Below are 16,166 nucleotides of genomic sequence, written 5' to 3'. Positions count from 1 at the left end.
TTCTCCGGGACGCCGCGGGCGGGCCGCCGAACGTTCCGGCGACCCGCCCCCGGCCGTGCTGCTCAGACCGTGATCACGGTCTCCAGCGGGGCCGCGCCGAGGTGTCCGGCCAGGCGCTCCCGGCCGCCCAGGAAGCCCAGCTCCATCAGCACCACCACCCCGGCCAGCTCCGCGCCGGCCCGGTGGATCAGCTCCAGTGCCGCCTCGACGGTGCCGCCGGTCGCCAGCACGTCGTCGACGACCAGCACCCGCTCACCGGCGGCGAGGGCGTCCTGCTGCACCTCAAGCACGGCCGAGCCGTACTCCAGCTCGTAGGCCTGGGAGTAGCAGGCCCCGGGGAGCTTGCCCTGCTTGCGGACCGGGACGAAGCCCGCCCCGGCGGCGTAGGCGGCCGGGGCCGCCAGGATGAAGCCGCGCGCCTCCAGGCCGACCACCTTGGTCGCGCCCAGCTCCCTGGCCCGCTCCGCCAGATGCTCGACCAGGGCGGAGAAGGCGTCGTGGTCGGCCAGCAGCGGGGTGATGTCCTTGAAGACCACCCCGGGCTTGGGGTAGTCCGCGACGTCCCTGATCCGGGCCGAGAGGAGGTCGGCGAGGTCGGTGCTGCTCATGCTGCTGCTCCAGATTCCCGGGCCACGGCGGTCCGTGCCCCTGCACAGGCCGGTGGGGGCGAGCCAGATCGGCACCGCCCCCACCGGGTCCCCTTGGTACTGCCGCCCTGCTAGTTCCGCTTGCCCGTCGAGCGACGGTCGCTGCGGCTGCGGTTGACCGGCTGGCGGCGCGGGCCGCCGGCCGTGACCGCGTGGCCCGCCTCGTCGTCGTCCCCGCGGCGGTCCTGCGGCACGTCGACGTCGCCGGGCTGCGACTCGACCGTACGGCCCTCGGCCAGCGCCTTCGCCTCACTGGCGCGACGCTTGGCGACCCGCTCGGCGAGGGCGATGTTCTGCGGCTCCTTCTCCTTGAGCCAGGCCACCAGCGGCGTGGCGACGCAGATCGAGGAGTACGCACCGGCGCTCAGACCGATGAACAGCGCCAGCGAGATGTCGTTCAGCTGACCCGCGCCGAGCAGCCCGCCACCGATGAACAGCAGCGCGGCGACCGGCAGCAGCGCCAGGATGGTGGTGTTGATCGACCGGACCAGGGTGCCGTTCAGCGAGTGGTTGGCCGCCTCGCTGTAGGTCATCTTGGTCTGGCTGTCCAGCTTCTTGGTGGCGTCCTTGAGACCGTCGAAGACGACGACGGTGTCGTAGAGCGAGTACCCGAGGATGGTCAGGAAGCCGATCACGGTGCCGGAGCTCACGGTGAAGCCCAGCAGCGCGTACACGCCGACGGTGATCACCATGTCGTGCAGCAGCGCCACCAGCGCGCCGACCGCCAACCGCCACTCGAAGGCGAAGACCAGGTACAGCGTCAGCAGGATCAGGAAGACGATCAGGCCTTCCAGCGCCTTCTGGCTGATGTCCTTGCCCCAGCTGGCGCCGATCGACTGGGTGTTGATCGCCGAGGCGTTGATGGACAGGTCCTTGGACAGGTCCGAGATCGCGGTGGCCGGCGCGACGTTGGAGTCGGCGTTGATCTGGATGGTGATCGACTTGCCGGTGCTGGTCGTGGCCGACTGGACCAGGGCCGAGTTGTCACCGGTGATCTTGTTGGCGACGTCCTGGGCCTGGCTGACGGTGAGTCCGGGCTTGGTGACCGTGTAGATCTGGCCGCCCTTGAACTCGATGCCCAGGTTCAGGCCGCGGGCGCCCAGGCCGACCACGGCGGCGAGCAGGATGACCCCGGAGATGATCATCCACAGCTTGCGCCGACCGACGAAGTCGAAGCTGACCTCACCGGTGTAGAGACGGTGCCCGATGTTGCCGAAGCGTGACATCTGGTCAGGCCTCCTTGGTCTCGGCGGGACGGCGGCGGCCGCCGCGGATGGGCGGACGGGCTCCCAGCCGCTTCGGGTCGACCCCGGACATGGGGTGACCGTCGGCGAAGAACTTCCGTCGCGCCAGCAGCGTGATCAGCGGCTTGGTGAAGAGGAAGATCACGACCACGTCGAGCAGGGTGGTCAGACCCAGGGTGAAGGCGAAGCCCTGCACCTTGTCCACGGTGAAGAAGTACAGCACCGCGGCGGCCAGGAAGGACACGAAGTCCGAGACCAGGATGGTGCGCCGGGCGCGGGGCCAGGCGTTGCGGACCGCGGGGCGGAGCGAGGAGCCGGTCCGCACCTCGTCCCGGATCCGTTCGAAGTAGACGACGAACGAGTCGGCCGTGATACCGATGGCGACGATGGCACCGCAGACCGCCGGCAGGTTCAGGGCGAAGTGGATCGTCCCGCCCAGCAGGCTCATGATCGAGTAGGTGAGCACCGCCGACATCCCCAGACCGGCGATGCTGACCAGGCCGAGGCCGCGGTAGTAGACCAGCGAGTAGAGCACGACCAGGGCGAGGCCGATGGCGCCCGCGAGCAGGCCGGCCTGCAGCTGGTTGCCGCCGAGCTGCGGCGAGACCGTGGTCACGTCCTGGGTGGTGAAGGTCAGCGGCAGCGCGCCGTAGTTCAGCACGTTGGCGAGGCTGACCGCCTGCTGCTGGGTGAAGCTGCCGGTGATCTGCGCCTGGCCGCCGGTGATCGCCGAGTTGACGCCCGGAGCCGAGACCACCTGGCCGTCGAGGACGATCGCGAACTGGTTGGTCACGCTGCCGGCCGGGTTCTTGACCAGGGTGGTGGTGGCCTTGGCGAACTCCGAGGTGCCCTTGCTGTCGAAGTTCAGGTTGATCTGCCAGGCGCCGTTGCTGGTGCTGATCCCGGCCGAGGCGCTGGAGACGTCGGTGCCGGCGACCATCACCGGGCCGAGCGCGTACTTGGTGTAGTAGCCGCCGCCCGCCTGGGTGTCCTGCGAGCAGGCGATCGCGTCGGCGCTGTCGCTCGTCTGGTGGTCATTGCGCTGGTCCTGCTTGGAGCAGTCCAGCGCCGCGAAGGCAGTCGCGACATCGGCCGGCGGGGTGCCCTGGAGGTTGGTCGTCGCCACCGTGGCACCGGGCTTGGCGCTCGCCGAGGGCGTGGCCCCCGCGGCCGCGGGCTTGGTGGCCGGGGACGAGGCCTTGTCACTGGCGTTCGCACTGGCCGAGGCGGTGGCCTTGGTCAGGTCGCCGGTGACCGCGTCGCCCTGGGTCTTGGTCGCCGAGGCCGCGGCGCTGGCCGGGGCGTTCGCCACGGCCTTGGCCGTGCTGGACGCCGACGGCGCGGGCGTGCCGGAGGCCGCACCCGAGGCGGACGGAGAGGCCGTGGTGACGGCGCTGGCGGGCACTCCCGAGAGGGCGCTGGCGACCACCGGCCGGAAGTACAGCTTGGCGGTCGTCCCGATGGTGTCGAGCACCTGCTGGGAGTTCTGCCCCTTCGGGATCGTCACCACGATGGTGTTGCTGCCCTCGGTCTGCACCTCCGCCTCGGACACGCCGGTGCCGTTGACCCGGTCCTGCAGGATCGCGACGGCTTCGTTCATGCTCGTGGAGTTGATCGCTCCCGAGTCGCCCTTGGGCGCCTTCGCCTGGAGCGTGACGCTGGTGCCACCGGCGAGGTCGATGCCCAGGTGCGGCGTCTTGTACCCGGTGGCGAACATGATGGCCACCAGGGCCACCGCGATCGCCAGAATCAGGCTCAGAGCACGCCCCGGGTATCCGTCACGCGGACGGGATTTGGGTGAGGCCACCTTCTCGATTCTCTCTGTCCATGCCGTGGGTTGGGGTGCGCCACCACCACCGAGGGTTCGGTGGACAGGGTGTGGCGCGGCAACGACGCAGCGGTCCTGTGGGGCCGTCCGCAGGCACAGTCACCTGTGACTGGCGTACGGAGCACGCTACTTGCTGAATGCGATCTTGTCGCCGTCGGCCTTGCCTTCGTCGGCCTTGGCTTCGTCGGCAGCGCTGTCGGCGTCGGTCTGCTCGGCCTTGTCGAGCACCACGGCCTCGTCCTCGGCCTCGCCCGCCGCGACGTCCGCGTCGTCCTCGACCCCCTCCGCGTCCTCCTCGTCCTCGTCGCCGTGAACGATCCGGTTGTACTCGACCCCGTCCATGACCACCGCGATGGCGTTCTTGGCGTAGAGCGCGTAGACGCCCGGGGCGACCTCCAGCTCGACGGCCTCCTCGGTGACGGACTTCACCAGCGCGTACATTCCGCCGATCGTGCGAACCCCGACTCCCGGCTCCATCTTGTTGCGCATCTCGATGGCAGCCTGCTGCTTCTTCTTGCCAGAGCGGGTGGACATGATCATCAGGCCACCGAAGGCCAGAATGAGGAAGAGAAAGATGGGATTCACGACTGACGGGTCCTTTGCAGGGCCGCAAGGGGGGTCGCGGCCGGTCTTCGGGGCGGTCCGCCCCGGGGAAGGGCGGCGGGCGGAGTCTAAGTCACACGCCTTGGTGGAACAACGTCAAGCATGTCATCCCAGTTCCGGCGAAAGCGAGTCCCGACCCACAACAGTCTGTACTCAACCCTCCGGGAGGGTTTCCTGTTGGCTCTGGCCGGGCATCCGCGGCGGCGTGAGGCCCAGGTGCTGCCAGGCCGCGGCGGTCGCGATCCGGCCCCTGGGGGTGCGGGCCAGCAGGCCCTCACGCACCAGGAACGGCTCCGCGACCTCTTCAACTGTCTCAGACTCCTCGCCCACGGCGACGGCGAGCGTGGACAGGCCGACCGGTCCGCCGCCGAAGAGCTTGAGCAGCGCGTGCAGCACCGCGCGGTCCAGCCGGTCGAGCCCGCGCTCGTCCACCTCGTAGACCGCCAGCGCGGCCCTGGCGATCTCCCGGTTCACCACGCCGTCATGCCTGACCTGCGCGAAGTCGCGGACCCGGCGCAGCAGCCGGTTGGCGATCCGGGGCGTGCCGCGGGAGCGGCCGGCGATCTCGGCGGCCCCGGCGGTGTCGATCCGGACGTCCAGCAGCCCGGCCGAACGGTGTATCACCCGTTCCAGTTCGCCCGGGGCGTAGAACTCCATGTGACCGGTGAAACCGAAGCGGTCGCGCAGCGGCGGCGGCAGCAGTCCGGCCCGGGTGGTCGCGCCGACCAGGGTGAACGGCGGCAGCTCCAGCGGGATCGCGGTGGCGCCGGGACCCTTGCCGACGATGACGTCGACCCGGAAGTCCTCCATCGCCATGTAGAGCATCTCCTCGGCGGGCCGGGACATCCGGTGGATCTCGTCCAGGAACAGCACCTCGCCCTCGGTGAGCGAGGAGAGGATCGCGGCGAGGTCCCCGGCGTGCTGGATCGCCGGCCCGGAGGTGATCCGGATCGGGGCGTTCATCTCGGCCGCGATGATCATGGACAGGGTGGTCTTGCCCAGCCCGGGCGGGCCGCTGAGCAGCACGTGGTCCGGGGTGGCGGCGCGGTGCCGGGCGGCCTGGAGCACCAGCGACAGCTGCTCACGGACGCGCTCCTGGCCGATGAACTCGTCCAGGTCCCTGGGGCGCAGCGCGGCCTCGACGGCCCGGTCCTCACCGTCGGCGGCGGAGGTGACCAGCCGGTCGCCGGCTTCGGGGTCGTCGTGCAGGCTCACGGGCTTCCTTCGGCGGATCTGGGCAGCGGGGTTCTGGAGCGGCGGGGTTCTGGAGCGGCGGGGTTCTGGAGCAGCAGGGGCAGGGGCTCAGCGGGTGCGGTTGCGGGTCTGCAGCGCGCTCCGCAGCAGGGCGGAGATGTCGGGTTTCGCCTGGGCCTCGGCCTCGGGGGTGACTGCGGTGACGGCGTCCTCGGCCTCGCGCGGGGCGAAGCCCAGGCCGACCAGCGCCGCGTGCAGCTGATCGGTCCAGGGCGCGGGCCCGGCGGCGACGGCGTGCTGCTGGGCCGGGACCGCGCCGGTGGGACGGCCGAGCCGGTCCTTGAGCTCGATCAGCAGCTTCTGCGCGCCCTTGGGACCGATCCCGGGGACGGCGGTGAGCGCCTTGGCGTCACCCCGGGCGACGGCGACCCGCAACGCCTCGGGGCTGTGCACGGCCAGCATCGCCTGGGCGACCTTGGGGCCGACGCCGCTGGCGGTCTGCAGCAGTTCGAAGGTCTGCCGCTCGTCGTCGTCGGCGAAGCCGTAGAGGGTGAGCGAGTCCTCCCTGACCACCAGCGAGGTGGCGATCCTGGCCGGCTCGCCGATCCGCAGCGCGGCCAGGGTGGCCGGTGCGCAGTGGACGAGCATGCCCACGCCGCCGACCTCGACCACGGCCGAGCCGGGGCTGACGGCGGCCACCGGGCCGCTGACGAAAGCGATCATCGTCGGTACTCCTTGGGGCGGGCATGGCTGGAGGGGCGCGGGGCGCGGGTGGCGGCGACGGCGGCGGCGATCCGGTCGACGGCCGCGCCGCGCCAGATGTGGCAGATGGCGAGGGCCAGGGCGTCGGCGGCGTCGGCGGGCTTGGGCGGGGCGTCGAGCCGGAGCAGCCGGGTGACCATGGCCCCGACCTGGTCCTTGTCGGCCCGCCCGCTGCCGGTGACGGCGGCCTTGACCTCACTGGGGGTGTGCAGGGTGACCGGGATGCCGCGCCGGGTGGCGCAGAGCATGGCGACCGCGCTGGCCTGCGCGGTGCCCATCACCGTGCGGACGTTGTGCTGTGCGAACACCCGCTCCACCGCCACGAGTTCGGGCTGGTGGGTGTCGAACCAGAGCTCCAGCCCCTGCTCGATCTGGAGCAGCCGGTGGGCCACGTCGGCGTCGGCCGGGGTGCGCACGACGCCGCAGGCGACCATGTGCAGCGGCCGGCCCGGCGCGCCGTCGACCACGCCGACGCCGCACCTGGTCAGGCCAGGGTCCACCCCCAGGACGCGCACGCGCTCCCGCCTTTCGTAGAACTCTCGCTGCCTGGTGAGGCTACCGGTCGGCACCGACAACCGGTGCCGGACGCACCGCCGCCCGGCGGCCTGGGGGCCACCGGGCGGTAGGAACGCGGGTGCTGCGCCGACAGCGAGTGCCGGCAGCGGCTGCTAGTCCTCGTCGTCGAGCTCGGCGACGACGCTGGCCGGCAGGTCGAAGTTGGCGAAGACGTTCTGCACGTCGTCGCTGTCCTCCAGGGCGTCGATCAGCTTGAAGATCTTGCGGGCGCCCTCGGCGTCCAACTCGACCTGCACGCTGGGCACGAAGCTGGCCTCGGCCGAGTCGTAGTCGAGGCCGGCGGCCTGCAGCGCGGTGCGGACCGCGACCAGGTCGGTGGCCTCGCTGATCACCTCGAAGCTGTCGCCGAGGTCGTTGACCTCCTCGGCGCCGGCGTCGAGCACGGCGTCGAGGATCGTGTCCTCGTCCAGCTTCTCGGCCTTGGCGACGGCGATGACACCCTTGCGGGTGAACATGTACGAGACCGAGCCGGGGTCGGCCATCGAACCGCCGTTGCGGGTCATCGCGACCCGGACGTCGGAGGCGGCGCGGTTGCGGTTGTCGGTCAGGCACTCGATCAGCACTGCGACACCGTTGGGGCCGTAGCCCTCGTACATGATGGTGGAGTAGTCGGCGCCGCCGGCCTCTGCTCCGGAACCGCGCTTGACCGCGCGGTTGATGTTGTCGATCGGGACCGAGCTCTTCTTGGCCTTCTGGATGGCGTCGTAGAGCGTCGGGTTACCGGCGGGGTCTCCGCCGCCGGTACGGGCAGCCACCTCGATGTTCTTGATCATCTTCGCGAAGAGCTTGCCGCGCTTCGCGTCGATGGCGGCCTTCTTGTGCTTGGTGGTAGCCCATTTGGAGTGGCCGGACATCGAATGACTCCTTCATACAGCACCAACGAAATCGGAACAGGGAGATCCTACCGTCGCCCTGACGGGCGGTCGCTCGTGGATCAGCCCGCGTTGCGGACCATGTCGACGAAGTAGGAGTGCACCCGGTGGTCCGCACTGAGCTCCGGGTGGAAGGACGTGGCCAGCAGGTTCCCCTGGCGCACCGCCACGATGCGCCCGCCGCCGGTCGCCGCGTCCAGGTCCGCCAGCACCTCGACGCCCTCGCCGACCGACTCGACCCAGGGCGCGCGGATGAAGACGCCGTGGACCGGGCCGCCCTCCAGGCCGCGGAAGTCCACGGGCTGCTCGAAGGAGTCGTTCTGCCGGCCGAAGGCGTTGCGGCGGACCGTCATGTCTATGCCGCCGACGGTCTGCTGGTCGTCCCGGCCCTCAAGGATCTTGTCCGCCAGCATGATCATGCCCGCGCAGGAGCCGTAGACCGGCATCCCGGCGGCGACCCGGGCCCGCAGCGGCTCCATCATCCCGAAGATCAGCGCCAGCTTGGACATGGTGGTGGACTCGCCGCCGGGGATGACCAGCGCGTCGACCTCGGCCAGCTCCTCCGGGCGGCGGACCGGGCGGGCCACGGCGTCGGCCTCGACCAGGGCGAAGGCGTGCTCACGGACGTCGCCCTGCAGCGCGAGGACACCGATGACGGGATTGCTGAAGGACACGGGAGTCGACCTCTTCGGAGATGTCGGAGAACGGTGATGGGAACGTGGAACGCCGGAACGAAAACCGGTGGGGAGCGCGGAACCTGCCCGCACTCCCCACCGGTCACACTCGGAGCCGCCGGCCGGAGCCGTGGGCCGGGTCCTGCGGGCCGGGTACTACCAGCCGCGGTTGGCGTAGCGCTCGGACTCGGGCAGGGTGTCGCAGTTGATGCCGACCATGGCCTCGCCCAGACCGCGCGAGACATCCGCGACGACCTTGGGGTCGTCGAAGAAGGTGGTCGCCTTGACGATGGCCTCGGCGCGCTTGGCCGGGTCGCCCGACTTGAAGATGCCGGAGCCGACGAAGACGCCCTCGGCGCCGAGCTGCATCATCAGCGCGGCGTCGGCCGGGGTGGCCACACCGCCGGCCGAGAACAGCACGACCGGGAGCTTGCCGAGCTCGGCGACCTCCTTGACCAGCTCGTAGGGGGCGCGGAGCTCCTTCGCGGCGGCGTAGAGCTCGTTGTTGTCGCAGGCGCGCAGCTTGCCGATCTCGGCACGGATCTGGCGCAGGTGGCGCACGGCCTCGACGACGTTGCCGGTGCCGGCCTCGCCCTTGGAGCGGATCATGGCCGCGCCCTCGGCGATGCGGCGCAGGGCCTCGCCCAGGTTGGTGGCACCGCAGACGAAGGGGGTGGTGAACGCCCACTTGTCGCTGTGGTTGGCCTCGTCGGCCGGGGTCAGCACCTCGGACTCGTCGATGTAGTCGACGCCGAGCGACTGGAGGACCTGGGCCTCGACGAAGTGGCCGATCCGGGACTTGGCCATGACCGGGATGGAGACCGCGGAGATGATGCCGTCGATCATGTCCGGGTCGGACATCCGGGCCACGCCGCCGTCCTTGCGGATGTCGGCGGGGACGCGCTCCAGGGCCATGACGGCCACGGCACCGGCATCCTCGGCGATCTTTGCCTGCTCGGCGTTGACGACGTCCATGATCACGCCGCCCTTGAGCTGCTCGGCCATGCCGCGCTTCACACGGGCGGTGCCGACCGCGGGCTGGTCGACGGAGACAGGGGTGTTGGTGGACACGAAAGACCTCACTGAAGACACGGACAGTGCAGAGGAGCTACAAGGCCCATGGTAGGCCCGGTCCGACCCTAACCGATGCGCCGCGGAGTCCAGCTACCCCCCGGCCACCCTGCCACTACGGAGTGGCGAGGCTCACGCCGAACGTGCCGGTCAGAGCCGCGTCGGAGCCGCGTCAGAGTCCGGTCGGCGGCTCGTCGTCCATCTCGAAGGCCAGCGGGAAGGGCGCGTGCCCGGCCAGCCGGAACAGCCGCACCACCCGGTGCCGACGCACGGCGCGGGCCGCCCGCACCGAGTCGTTGTGGAAGCGCCGGGCCATCGGCACCCGCCGGGTCGCGGCCGTCAGGTCCGCCACCGCCTCCGCCCCGCCCGGGAGCGCGTTCAGCTCCTCCGCCTGCTCCGGCTCGGCGAACAGCGCCCGGAGCGCCTGGCTCAGCTCGCTCTCGGCGACCTCCCGCCGCTCCGGCTCCACCGTGCGGGCCGCGTGCGCCGCCTGGTAGAGCAGGATCGACGAGGCCGGATCCAGCAGCGTCGAGGTCGCCAGTTCCTGCGCCGCCGAGGAGCGGCGCAGCAGTTGGGCGTCGAGGCCGGCCCGGGCGGCGTCGATCCGGGTATGCAGCCGGTCCAGCCGGCCCGCCGTCCAGCTCAGGTACCAGCCGACGAGGACGACCGCGACCGCGACCCAGATCCAGATGCTCACGGACGGTCACCCTAGCGGTTCTGCGGTCACCGCGGTTCAGTCGCGGGCCAGTCCGAGCCGGCTGCGCCAGCCGCCGCGGTCCTCCTCGACCACCGCCGCCGCGCCCGTGGTCACCGTCTCGTAGACGGACAGGATGTCCGCGCCCACGGTCTCCCAGTCGAAGCGGCGCACATGGATGCTGCCCGCGTCGCTCAGCTCGGCGAGCCGCCCCGGGTCGCCGAGCAGCCGCAGCGCGGCTCCGGCCAGGGCGTCCGCGTCCTCGACCGGGAACAGCTCCCCGGCCGCGCCGCCGTCCAGCACCTGCCGGAACGCGTCCAGGTCGCTGGCCAGCACCGGAGCGCCCGCCGACATCGCCTCGACCAGGATGATCCCGAAGCTCTCGCCGCCCGTGTTCGGGGCGACGTAGAGGTCGACGCTGCGCAGCAGGCTCGCCTTCTCCTCGTCGCTGACCATGCCGAGGAACTCGATCCGCGACCGGACGTCCGGCGGCAGGTCCTTGACCGCCTCCTCCGGGTCACCCTTGCCGGCCACCAGCAGCCGGACGTCCGGGCGCTCCGCGACGATCCTCGGCATCGCCTCCAGCAGCGTCGGCAGCCCCTTGCGCGGCTCGTTGATCCGGCCGACGAAGCCGATGGTGGAGCCGGTCCAGGACGGGCGCGGATCGGCGTCGGCGAAGAAGCGGACGTCCACCCCGTTGGGGATGACCACCGCGTCGCCGCCGAAGTGCTCGACCAGGGTGCGGCGGGCGTACTCGCTGACCGCTATCCGGGCGCTGATCTTCTCCAGCGCCGGCTGCATCAGCGGCTCGGCCGCGATCATCGCGCGGGAGCGCGGGTTGGAGGTGTGGAAGGTGGCGACTATCGGCCCGGACGCCGCCCAGCAGGCCAGTATCGACAGGCTCGGGGTCACCGGCTCATGGATGTGCAGGACGTCGAAGCCGCCCTCGCGCAGCCACCGGCGGACCCGCGCCGCCGAGACGAAGCCGAAGGTCAGCCGGGCCACCGAGCCGTTGTAAGGCACCGGGACGGCCCGTCCCGCCGACACCACGTAGGGCGGCAGCGGGGTGTCGTCGTCGGCCGGCGCCAGCACCGAGACCTCGTGGCCCAGCCGGATCAGGTGCTCGGCCAGGTCCCTGATGTGGAACTGCACCCCGCCGGGGACGTCCCAGGCGTAGGGGCAGACGATCCCGATCCTCACTGGACCCCCTGCGGATCCGGCAGCACGGATTCCTCCGGCCGGGGTTCGAGGTCGGCCAGCCAGAAGCGCTGCAGCATGTGCCAGTCGCCCGGGTGGGCGCGCACGCCCTCGCCCCAGACGTCCGCCATGGCCTGGGTCATCGCCGCGACCTTCTCCCGCTTCGAGCCCTCGGCCGGCGCCGGGACCTCCTCGTGGACGCGGCCCTTCATCACCGGGGTGCCGTCGTACCAGAGGGTGACCGGGAGCAGCGCCGCGCCGGTCTGCGCGGCCAGCGCGGCGGGCCCGGCGGGCATCCGCGCCGCCTCGCCCAGGAACTCCACCGGGACGCCCGAGGCCGACAGGTCCCGGTCGCCGACCAGGCAGACCAGCCCCCCGGCCCGGAGCCGCTGCGCCAGCTTGCCCAGGGTGCCGGCACCGCCGGTGAGCGGCAGCACCTCCATGCCCAGGCCCTCGCGGTAGGCCACGAAGCGGTCGAACAGCTTCTCCGGCTTCAGCCGCTCGGCGACGGTGGTGAACGGCATGCCGCGGACCACCACCCAGGCGCCGGCCAGGTCCCAGTTGCCCATGTGCGGCAGCGCCAGGACCGCGCCGCGACCGGAGGCCATCGCCTCGTCCAGCCGGTGCACGTCCTCGGGCTCGAAGGAGGCGAGCACCCGCTCCCGGCTCCAGGTCGACATCCGGAAGGACTCGCACCAGTAGCGCATGTAGCTGCGCATCCCGGCCCGGGTCAGCGCGGTGATCTCGGCATCGGTCGCCTCCGGGCGGACCCGGCGCAGATTGGACTCCAGCCGGAGCACGCTCTTGCCGCGCCGCCGCCAGACGAAGTCCGCGATGCCGTCGAAGAGTCGGGTCGCGACCGGCTCCGGCAGCCGCTTGACCAGCGCCCAACCTGCCGCGTACGCGGAGTCGGTGAGGTTCTCCTTCACTCGGGCACTCCCCCCGCCGCGGCCTCGGCCGCCTCCCGACGGACCGTCAGAATCCTTTGGAAGACCGTGACCAGGCTACCGGCGGCGATCGCCCACAGCGCGATCGGCAGCAGCCACTCGATGTACGGGACGCCGAAGCCGTGCAGCCCCGCGAGACCGGCCGCGACCAGCGTCACCACCAGCCGCTCGGCCCGCTCCACCAGCCCGGACACGTCGCACTTCAGGCCCAGGCTCTCGGCCCGCGCCTTGGTGTAGGAGACCACCTGGCCGCAGGCGAGGCAGAAGACCGCGACCGCGCACAGCAGGTCGTTGTTGCCGCCGCCCGCGTACCAGAGGGCGATGCCGCCGAAGACCGCCGAGTCGGCGACCCGGTCCAGCGTGGAGTCCAGGAACGCGCCCCACACGCTCGACGTGCCGGCCTGGCGGGCCATGTTGCCGTCCACCAGGTCGGAGAAGACGAAAGCGGTGATCACGATCGTGCCCCAGAAGAAGCTGCCCCGGGGGAAGAAGACCAGGGCGCCGGCGCAGACGCCGGCCGTGCCGACGAGGGTGACCACGTCCGGGCTGATCCCGGCACGCAGCAGCATCGAGGCGAAAGGGGTGAGGACCCGGGTGAAGAAGGCCCGCGCGTATTTGTTGAGCATGGGTTTTGCCGACCGCTCCGAATCTGGCTCCGCTGACGGCACGGCATCGGCCGGGACCGCGGGTACGGGAAGCGTAGGAGAACGCCGGGCCATCGTATCCGGACGCCGGGGCGCCGCCGGGCGCGGGCACGCCCGCGACCGCGCCGCCCCGGTCCCGCCCCGAGCGCCCCTGCCGCGGATATGGACCTGCGCGCGGCACGGTGCCAAGCTCACCATCACCGCGGGTGACCCCGGGAACACTCTGCGCGGTCCCCGCGGCGTCGGCAGGGCGCGCCCACGCCTGGGCGCACCCGCGCTCGCGGGAGGAGAATCGGACCATGGGTGACAGGACATCCGGACGCGGGGTGACCGCCGGCAGGGATGCGGCGGCCGACCAGCCCGTGCGACCCGAGCAGATACGGAACGTGGTCCTGGTCGGCCACAGCGGAGCGGGCAAGACCACCCTGGCCGAGTCGCTGGCGCTGGCCACCGGCGCGGTGAACCGGGCGGGCCGGGTCGAGGACGGCACCACCGTCTCCGACCACGACGAGATCGAGCACCGCCAGCAGCGCTCGGTCCAGCTGGCGCTGGTGCCGCTGGTCCACGCCGGGCTGAAGGTGAACCTGCTGGACACCCCCGGCTACGCCGACTTCGTCGGCGAGCTGCGGGCCGGCCTGCGCGCCGCCGACGCCGCGCTGTTCGTGGTCTCCGCCACCGACACCACCGACGGCATCGACGGCGCGACCCGCGCCCTCTGGTCCGAGTGCGCGGACCTGGCGCTCCCCCGGGCACTGGTGGTGACCAAACTCGACCACCCGCAGGCCGACTTCGCCGCCACCGTCGCGCTCTGCCGGGAGGCCTTCGGCGACGGCAACACCGAGTCGGTCCTGCCGCTGCACCTCCCGCTCGGCGCGGCCGAAGGAGCCCCCCGGCCGACCCGGCTGGTCGGCCTGCTCGACCCGGCCGAACCCGGCGAGCTGTCGGCGGCCGACGGGGCGGCCGTCACCGAGGCCCGCAACCGGCTGATCGAGGCCCTGATCGCCGAGAGCGAGGACGAGGCGCTGATGGACCGCTACCTCGCCGGCGAGGGACTCGACCCGAAGAACCTCACCAAGGACCTGGAACGGGCCGTCGCCCGGGGCGCGTTCCACCCGGTGCTGGCGGTGCTGCCGCCCGCCGACGGCTCCCGGACCGGCCTCGGCGCCGCCGCCCTGCTCGACCTGGTCGCCACCGGCTTCCCTCCCCCGCCGACCGCCCCCGGCCGCCGGTCACCAGCCCCGACGGCGCCCCCGCCCCGAGCTCGACTGCGACCCCGAGGGCCCGCTCGCCGCCGAGGTCGTCAAGACCAGCGGCGACCCCTACGTCGGCCGGCTCAGCCTGGTCCGGGTCTTCTCCGGGACGCTGCGCCCCGACGCCCCGGTCCATGTCTCCGGACACGGCCTCGGCGACCGGGGCCACCAGGACCACGACATCGACGAGCGGGTCGGCGCGCTCTCCAGCCCGCTCGGCAAGACCCTGCGGCACGTGGCCCAGGCCGTCGCCGGGGACATCGTCTGCGTGGCGAAGCTGGCCCGCGCCGAGACCGGCGACACCCTCTCCGACCGCTCCGAGCCGCTGCTGGTCGCCGCCTGGGCGCTGCCCGACCCGCTGCTGCCGGTCGCCGTCGCCGCGCACAGCAAGACCGACGAGGACAAGCTCTCCCAGGGCCTGGCCCGGCTGGTCGCCGAGGACCCGACGCTGCGGCTGGAGCAGAACCCGGACACCGGGCAGCTGGTGCTCTGGTGCCTCGGCGAGGCCCACGCCGACGTCCTGGTCGACCGGCTGCGCACCCGCTACGGCGTCAGCGTCGACCCGGTGCCCTACGTGGTGCCGCTGCGGGAGACCTTCGGCGGACCGGCGCGCGGGCGCGGACGGCACGTCAAGCAGTCCGGCGGGCACGGCCAGTTCGCGATCTGCGAGATCGAGGTGGAGCCGCTGCCGACCGGCGCCGGCTTCGAGTTCGTCGACCGGGTCGTCGGCGGCACGGTCCCGCGCCAGTTCATCCCCTCGGTGGAGAAGGGCGTCCGGGCGCAGCTCGGCCGGGGCGTCAGCGCCGGGTTCCCGGTGGTGGACGTGCGGGTGACCCTGCTCGACGGCAAGGCCCACTCGGTGGACTCCTCCGACGCGGCCTTCCAGACCGCGGGCGCGCTGGCACTGCGCGAGGCGGCGGCCGAGGCCGGCGTCCGGCTGCTGGAACCGGTGGCCGAGGTCCGGGTGCTGATCCCGGACGACTACGTCGGCGCGGTCCTCGGCGACCTGTCCGGACGGCGCGGCCGGGTGCTCGGCACCGAGCCGGTGCCGAGCGGCGCGGGCGCGGCCGGGCGGACGCTGGTCCGCGCCGAGGTGCCCGAGTGGGAGATCGTCCGCTACGCGGTGGACCTCCGCTCGCTCTCCCACGGCGCCGGGACGTTCACCCGGGCCTACGTCCGGCACGAACCCATGCCGACGGCCGTCGCGGCGCACATCCTCGGCTAGGCGGACTCGCCGGGGCGGGCCCCGGCCGGGAGTGCGTCGGCGACGGTCGCGGGGCGGCGGTGCTCAGGCCGCCGGCGGCTGGGCGGCGGCCCGGCGGGCGGCCGGCGGCAGCGCGCAGGCCGCCGTGCCACCGGGCATCCGGTGCCGGTTCACCGCCACCACCCGGTACACCCCGGCAGCGGCCTGGCGCAGCAGCGGCAGCGTGAGCAACGCGCCCAGCACGCTCCACAGCGGTCGGCGGGTGCGGAGCAGCAGCCTGGCCGCGGCCTGCGCACCCCCGTAGACCCGGCCGGTCGGCGTGATCCAGAGCACCTCGTGCTCGGCCCGCTCCGGGCTGACCAGGCCGCCGGTGAACGCGGCCAGCGCGTCCAGGTCGGCGAACTGGAAGGGCACGGCCTCCCAGCGATCGGCATCGAGACGGCGCTCCGCGAACCGGACGGAGGAGCTGCAGAAGGCGCAGTCACCGTCGAAGAGCAGGACCGGCTGCGGCGGCAGCTGGTGGGACGACCCGGACGGCTGCCTCGGGGGCAGTGGTGAGGACAGGTTTTCGGCCATGAATCGATCATCGCAGAGCCCGCCGCGCGCTCCGGGCCCGCTCCCGCCTGCCCGTTCCGCCCGTCCCGGGCGCCGGGGCGGCCCCGGAAAGTTGGAGCATGCACTGACGCGCGCTGATCGGCGACGATAGGCTTACTGCTCCGGCTTCATGACATCGTTTCAGCGGATGGTCATCGCGGCGGG

The 16,166-nt window shown here is 72.3% G+C and carries 15 protein-coding genes and 1 pseudogene; 1 reads left to right on the top strand and 15 read right to left on the bottom strand.

The window, feature by feature from the left end; genetic code table 11:
* Nucleotides 1–62: 62 nt before the first annotated feature.
* From BS75_RS36090 to pgsA, 14 genes are all read right to left on the bottom strand, one after another.
* Nucleotides 63–608, bottom strand: a complete 546-nt coding sequence (locus BS75_RS36090) for an adenine phosphoribosyltransferase (protein ID WP_034094476.1) — start codon at nt 606–608, stop codon at nt 63–65.
* A 110-nt stretch (nt 609–718) separates the two neighbouring features.
* Nucleotides 719–1,873 (bottom strand): protein translocase subunit SecF, encoded by a 1,155-nt coding sequence (gene secF / locus BS75_RS36085; protein WP_034091223.1) that lies wholly within the window; start codon nt 1,871–1,873, stop codon nt 719–721.
* A 4-nt stretch (nt 1,874–1,877) separates the two neighbouring features.
* Nucleotides 1,878–3,698, bottom strand: a complete 1,821-nt coding sequence (gene secD / locus BS75_RS36080) for a protein translocase subunit SecD (protein WP_034091222.1) — start codon at nt 3,696–3,698, stop codon at nt 1,878–1,880.
* A gap of 147 nt (nt 3,699–3,845) precedes the next feature.
* Entirely contained in the window at nt 3,846–4,304 is a 459-nt protein-coding gene (yajC, locus tag BS75_RS36075) for a preprotein translocase subunit YajC (RefSeq protein ID WP_042437399.1), read from the bottom strand.
* A 171-nt stretch (nt 4,305–4,475) separates the two neighbouring features.
* The gene (gene ruvB, locus BS75_RS36070) at nt 4,476–5,537 is read right to left on the bottom strand and encodes a Holliday junction branch migration DNA helicase RuvB (RefSeq protein WP_034091221.1); all 1,062 of its coding nucleotides are present in this window, start codon (nt 5,535–5,537) and stop codon (nt 4,476–4,478) included.
* An 87-nt stretch (nt 5,538–5,624) separates the two neighbouring features.
* A complete protein-coding gene (gene ruvA / locus BS75_RS36065; RefSeq protein ID WP_034091220.1) occupies nt 5,625–6,239 on the bottom strand; it encodes a Holliday junction branch migration protein RuvA in 615 nt (204 codons plus the stop codon).
* Complete coding sequence (ruvC, locus tag BS75_RS36060) at nt 6,236–6,793, bottom strand: crossover junction endodeoxyribonuclease RuvC (RefSeq protein WP_034091219.1); 558 nt, start codon at nt 6,791–6,793, stop codon at nt 6,236–6,238. Before ruvC ends, ruvA begins: the two co-directional genes overlap by 4 nt.
* 153 nt (nt 6,794–6,946) lie before the next feature.
* Nucleotides 6,947–7,708, bottom strand: a complete 762-nt coding sequence (locus BS75_RS36055) for a YebC/PmpR family DNA-binding transcriptional regulator (RefSeq protein ID WP_034091218.1) — start codon at nt 7,706–7,708, stop codon at nt 6,947–6,949.
* 80 nt (nt 7,709–7,788) lie between these two features.
* Complete coding sequence (pdxT, locus tag BS75_RS36050; protein ID WP_034091217.1) at nt 7,789–8,400, bottom strand: pyridoxal 5'-phosphate synthase glutaminase subunit PdxT; 612 nt, start codon at nt 8,398–8,400, stop codon at nt 7,789–7,791.
* Nucleotides 8,401–8,556: 156 nt separating this feature from the next.
* Complete coding sequence (gene pdxS / locus BS75_RS36045) at nt 8,557–9,471, bottom strand: pyridoxal 5'-phosphate synthase lyase subunit PdxS (protein WP_034091216.1); 915 nt, start codon at nt 9,469–9,471, stop codon at nt 8,557–8,559.
* A gap of 172 nt (nt 9,472–9,643) precedes the next feature.
* Entirely contained in the window at nt 9,644–10,168 is a 525-nt protein-coding gene (locus BS75_RS36040; RefSeq protein WP_034091215.1) for a LemA family protein, read from the bottom strand.
* Between the two features lie 36 nt (nt 10,169–10,204).
* Nucleotides 10,205–11,365 carry a glycosyltransferase family 4 protein gene (locus tag BS75_RS36035; RefSeq protein WP_034091214.1) on the bottom strand — a complete coding sequence of 387 codons (1,161 nt, stop codon included), beginning with the start codon at nt 11,363–11,365 and terminating at the stop codon, nt 10,205–10,207.
* Nucleotides 11,362–12,291 (bottom strand): phosphatidylinositol mannoside acyltransferase, encoded by a 930-nt coding sequence (locus BS75_RS36030; protein WP_034091213.1) that lies wholly within the window; start codon nt 12,289–12,291, stop codon nt 11,362–11,364. The genes BS75_RS36035 and BS75_RS36030 overlap by 4 nt, the downstream gene beginning before the upstream one ends.
* Entirely contained in the window at nt 12,288–12,935 is a 648-nt protein-coding gene (gene pgsA / locus BS75_RS36025; protein ID WP_034091212.1) for a phosphatidylinositol phosphate synthase, read from the bottom strand. The genes BS75_RS36030 and pgsA overlap by 4 nt, the downstream gene beginning before the upstream one ends.
* A gap of 317 nt (nt 12,936–13,252) precedes the next feature.
* Here pgsA and BS75_RS43650 point away from each other — a divergent pair.
* Nucleotides 13,253–15,428, top strand: a pseudogene (locus tag BS75_RS43650) (elongation factor G-like protein EF-G2).
* Between the two features lie 63 nt (nt 15,429–15,491).
* Here the strand turns inward: BS75_RS43650 and BS75_RS36015 are convergent.
* A complete protein-coding gene (locus tag BS75_RS36015; RefSeq protein WP_081982976.1) occupies nt 15,492–15,983 on the bottom strand; it encodes a thiol-disulfide oxidoreductase DCC family protein in 492 nt (163 codons plus the stop codon).
* Between the last annotated feature and the right edge of the window lie 183 nt (nt 15,984–16,166).

The organism is Streptacidiphilus albus JL83 (assembly GCF_000744705.1).
In the GTDB taxonomy this organism is placed as follows: Bacteria; Actinomycetota; Actinomycetes; order Streptomycetales; family Streptomycetaceae; genus Streptacidiphilus; species Streptacidiphilus albus.
Note: the sequence above shows the minus strand (reverse complement) of the source record. Positions and strands in the feature narration are given on the sequence as shown.

What these genes read in the sequence shown, in the direction of transcription:
- BS75_RS36090 (WP_034094476.1), bottom strand. Translation starts at nt 608, where the DNA reads ATGAGCAGCACCGACCTCGCCGACCTCCTCTCGGCCCGGATCAGGGAC.
- secF (WP_034091223.1), bottom strand. Translation starts at nt 1,873, where the DNA reads ATGTCACGCTTCGGCAACATCGGGCACCGTCTCTACACCGGTGAGGTC.
- ruvA (WP_034091220.1), bottom strand. Translation starts at nt 6,239, where the DNA reads ATGATCGCTTTCGTCAGCGGCCCGGTGGCCGCCGTCAGCCCCGGCTCG.
- BS75_RS36055 (WP_034091218.1), bottom strand. Translation starts at nt 7,708, where the DNA reads ATGTCCGGCCACTCCAAATGGGCTACCACCAAGCACAAGAAGGCCGCC.
- pgsA (WP_034091212.1), bottom strand. Translation starts at nt 12,935, where the DNA reads ATGCTCAACAAATACGCGCGGGCCTTCTTCACCCGGGTCCTCACCCCT.
- BS75_RS36015 (WP_081982976.1), bottom strand. Translation starts at nt 15,983, where the DNA reads ATGGCCGAAAACCTGTCCTCACCACTGCCCCCGAGGCAGCCGTCCGGG.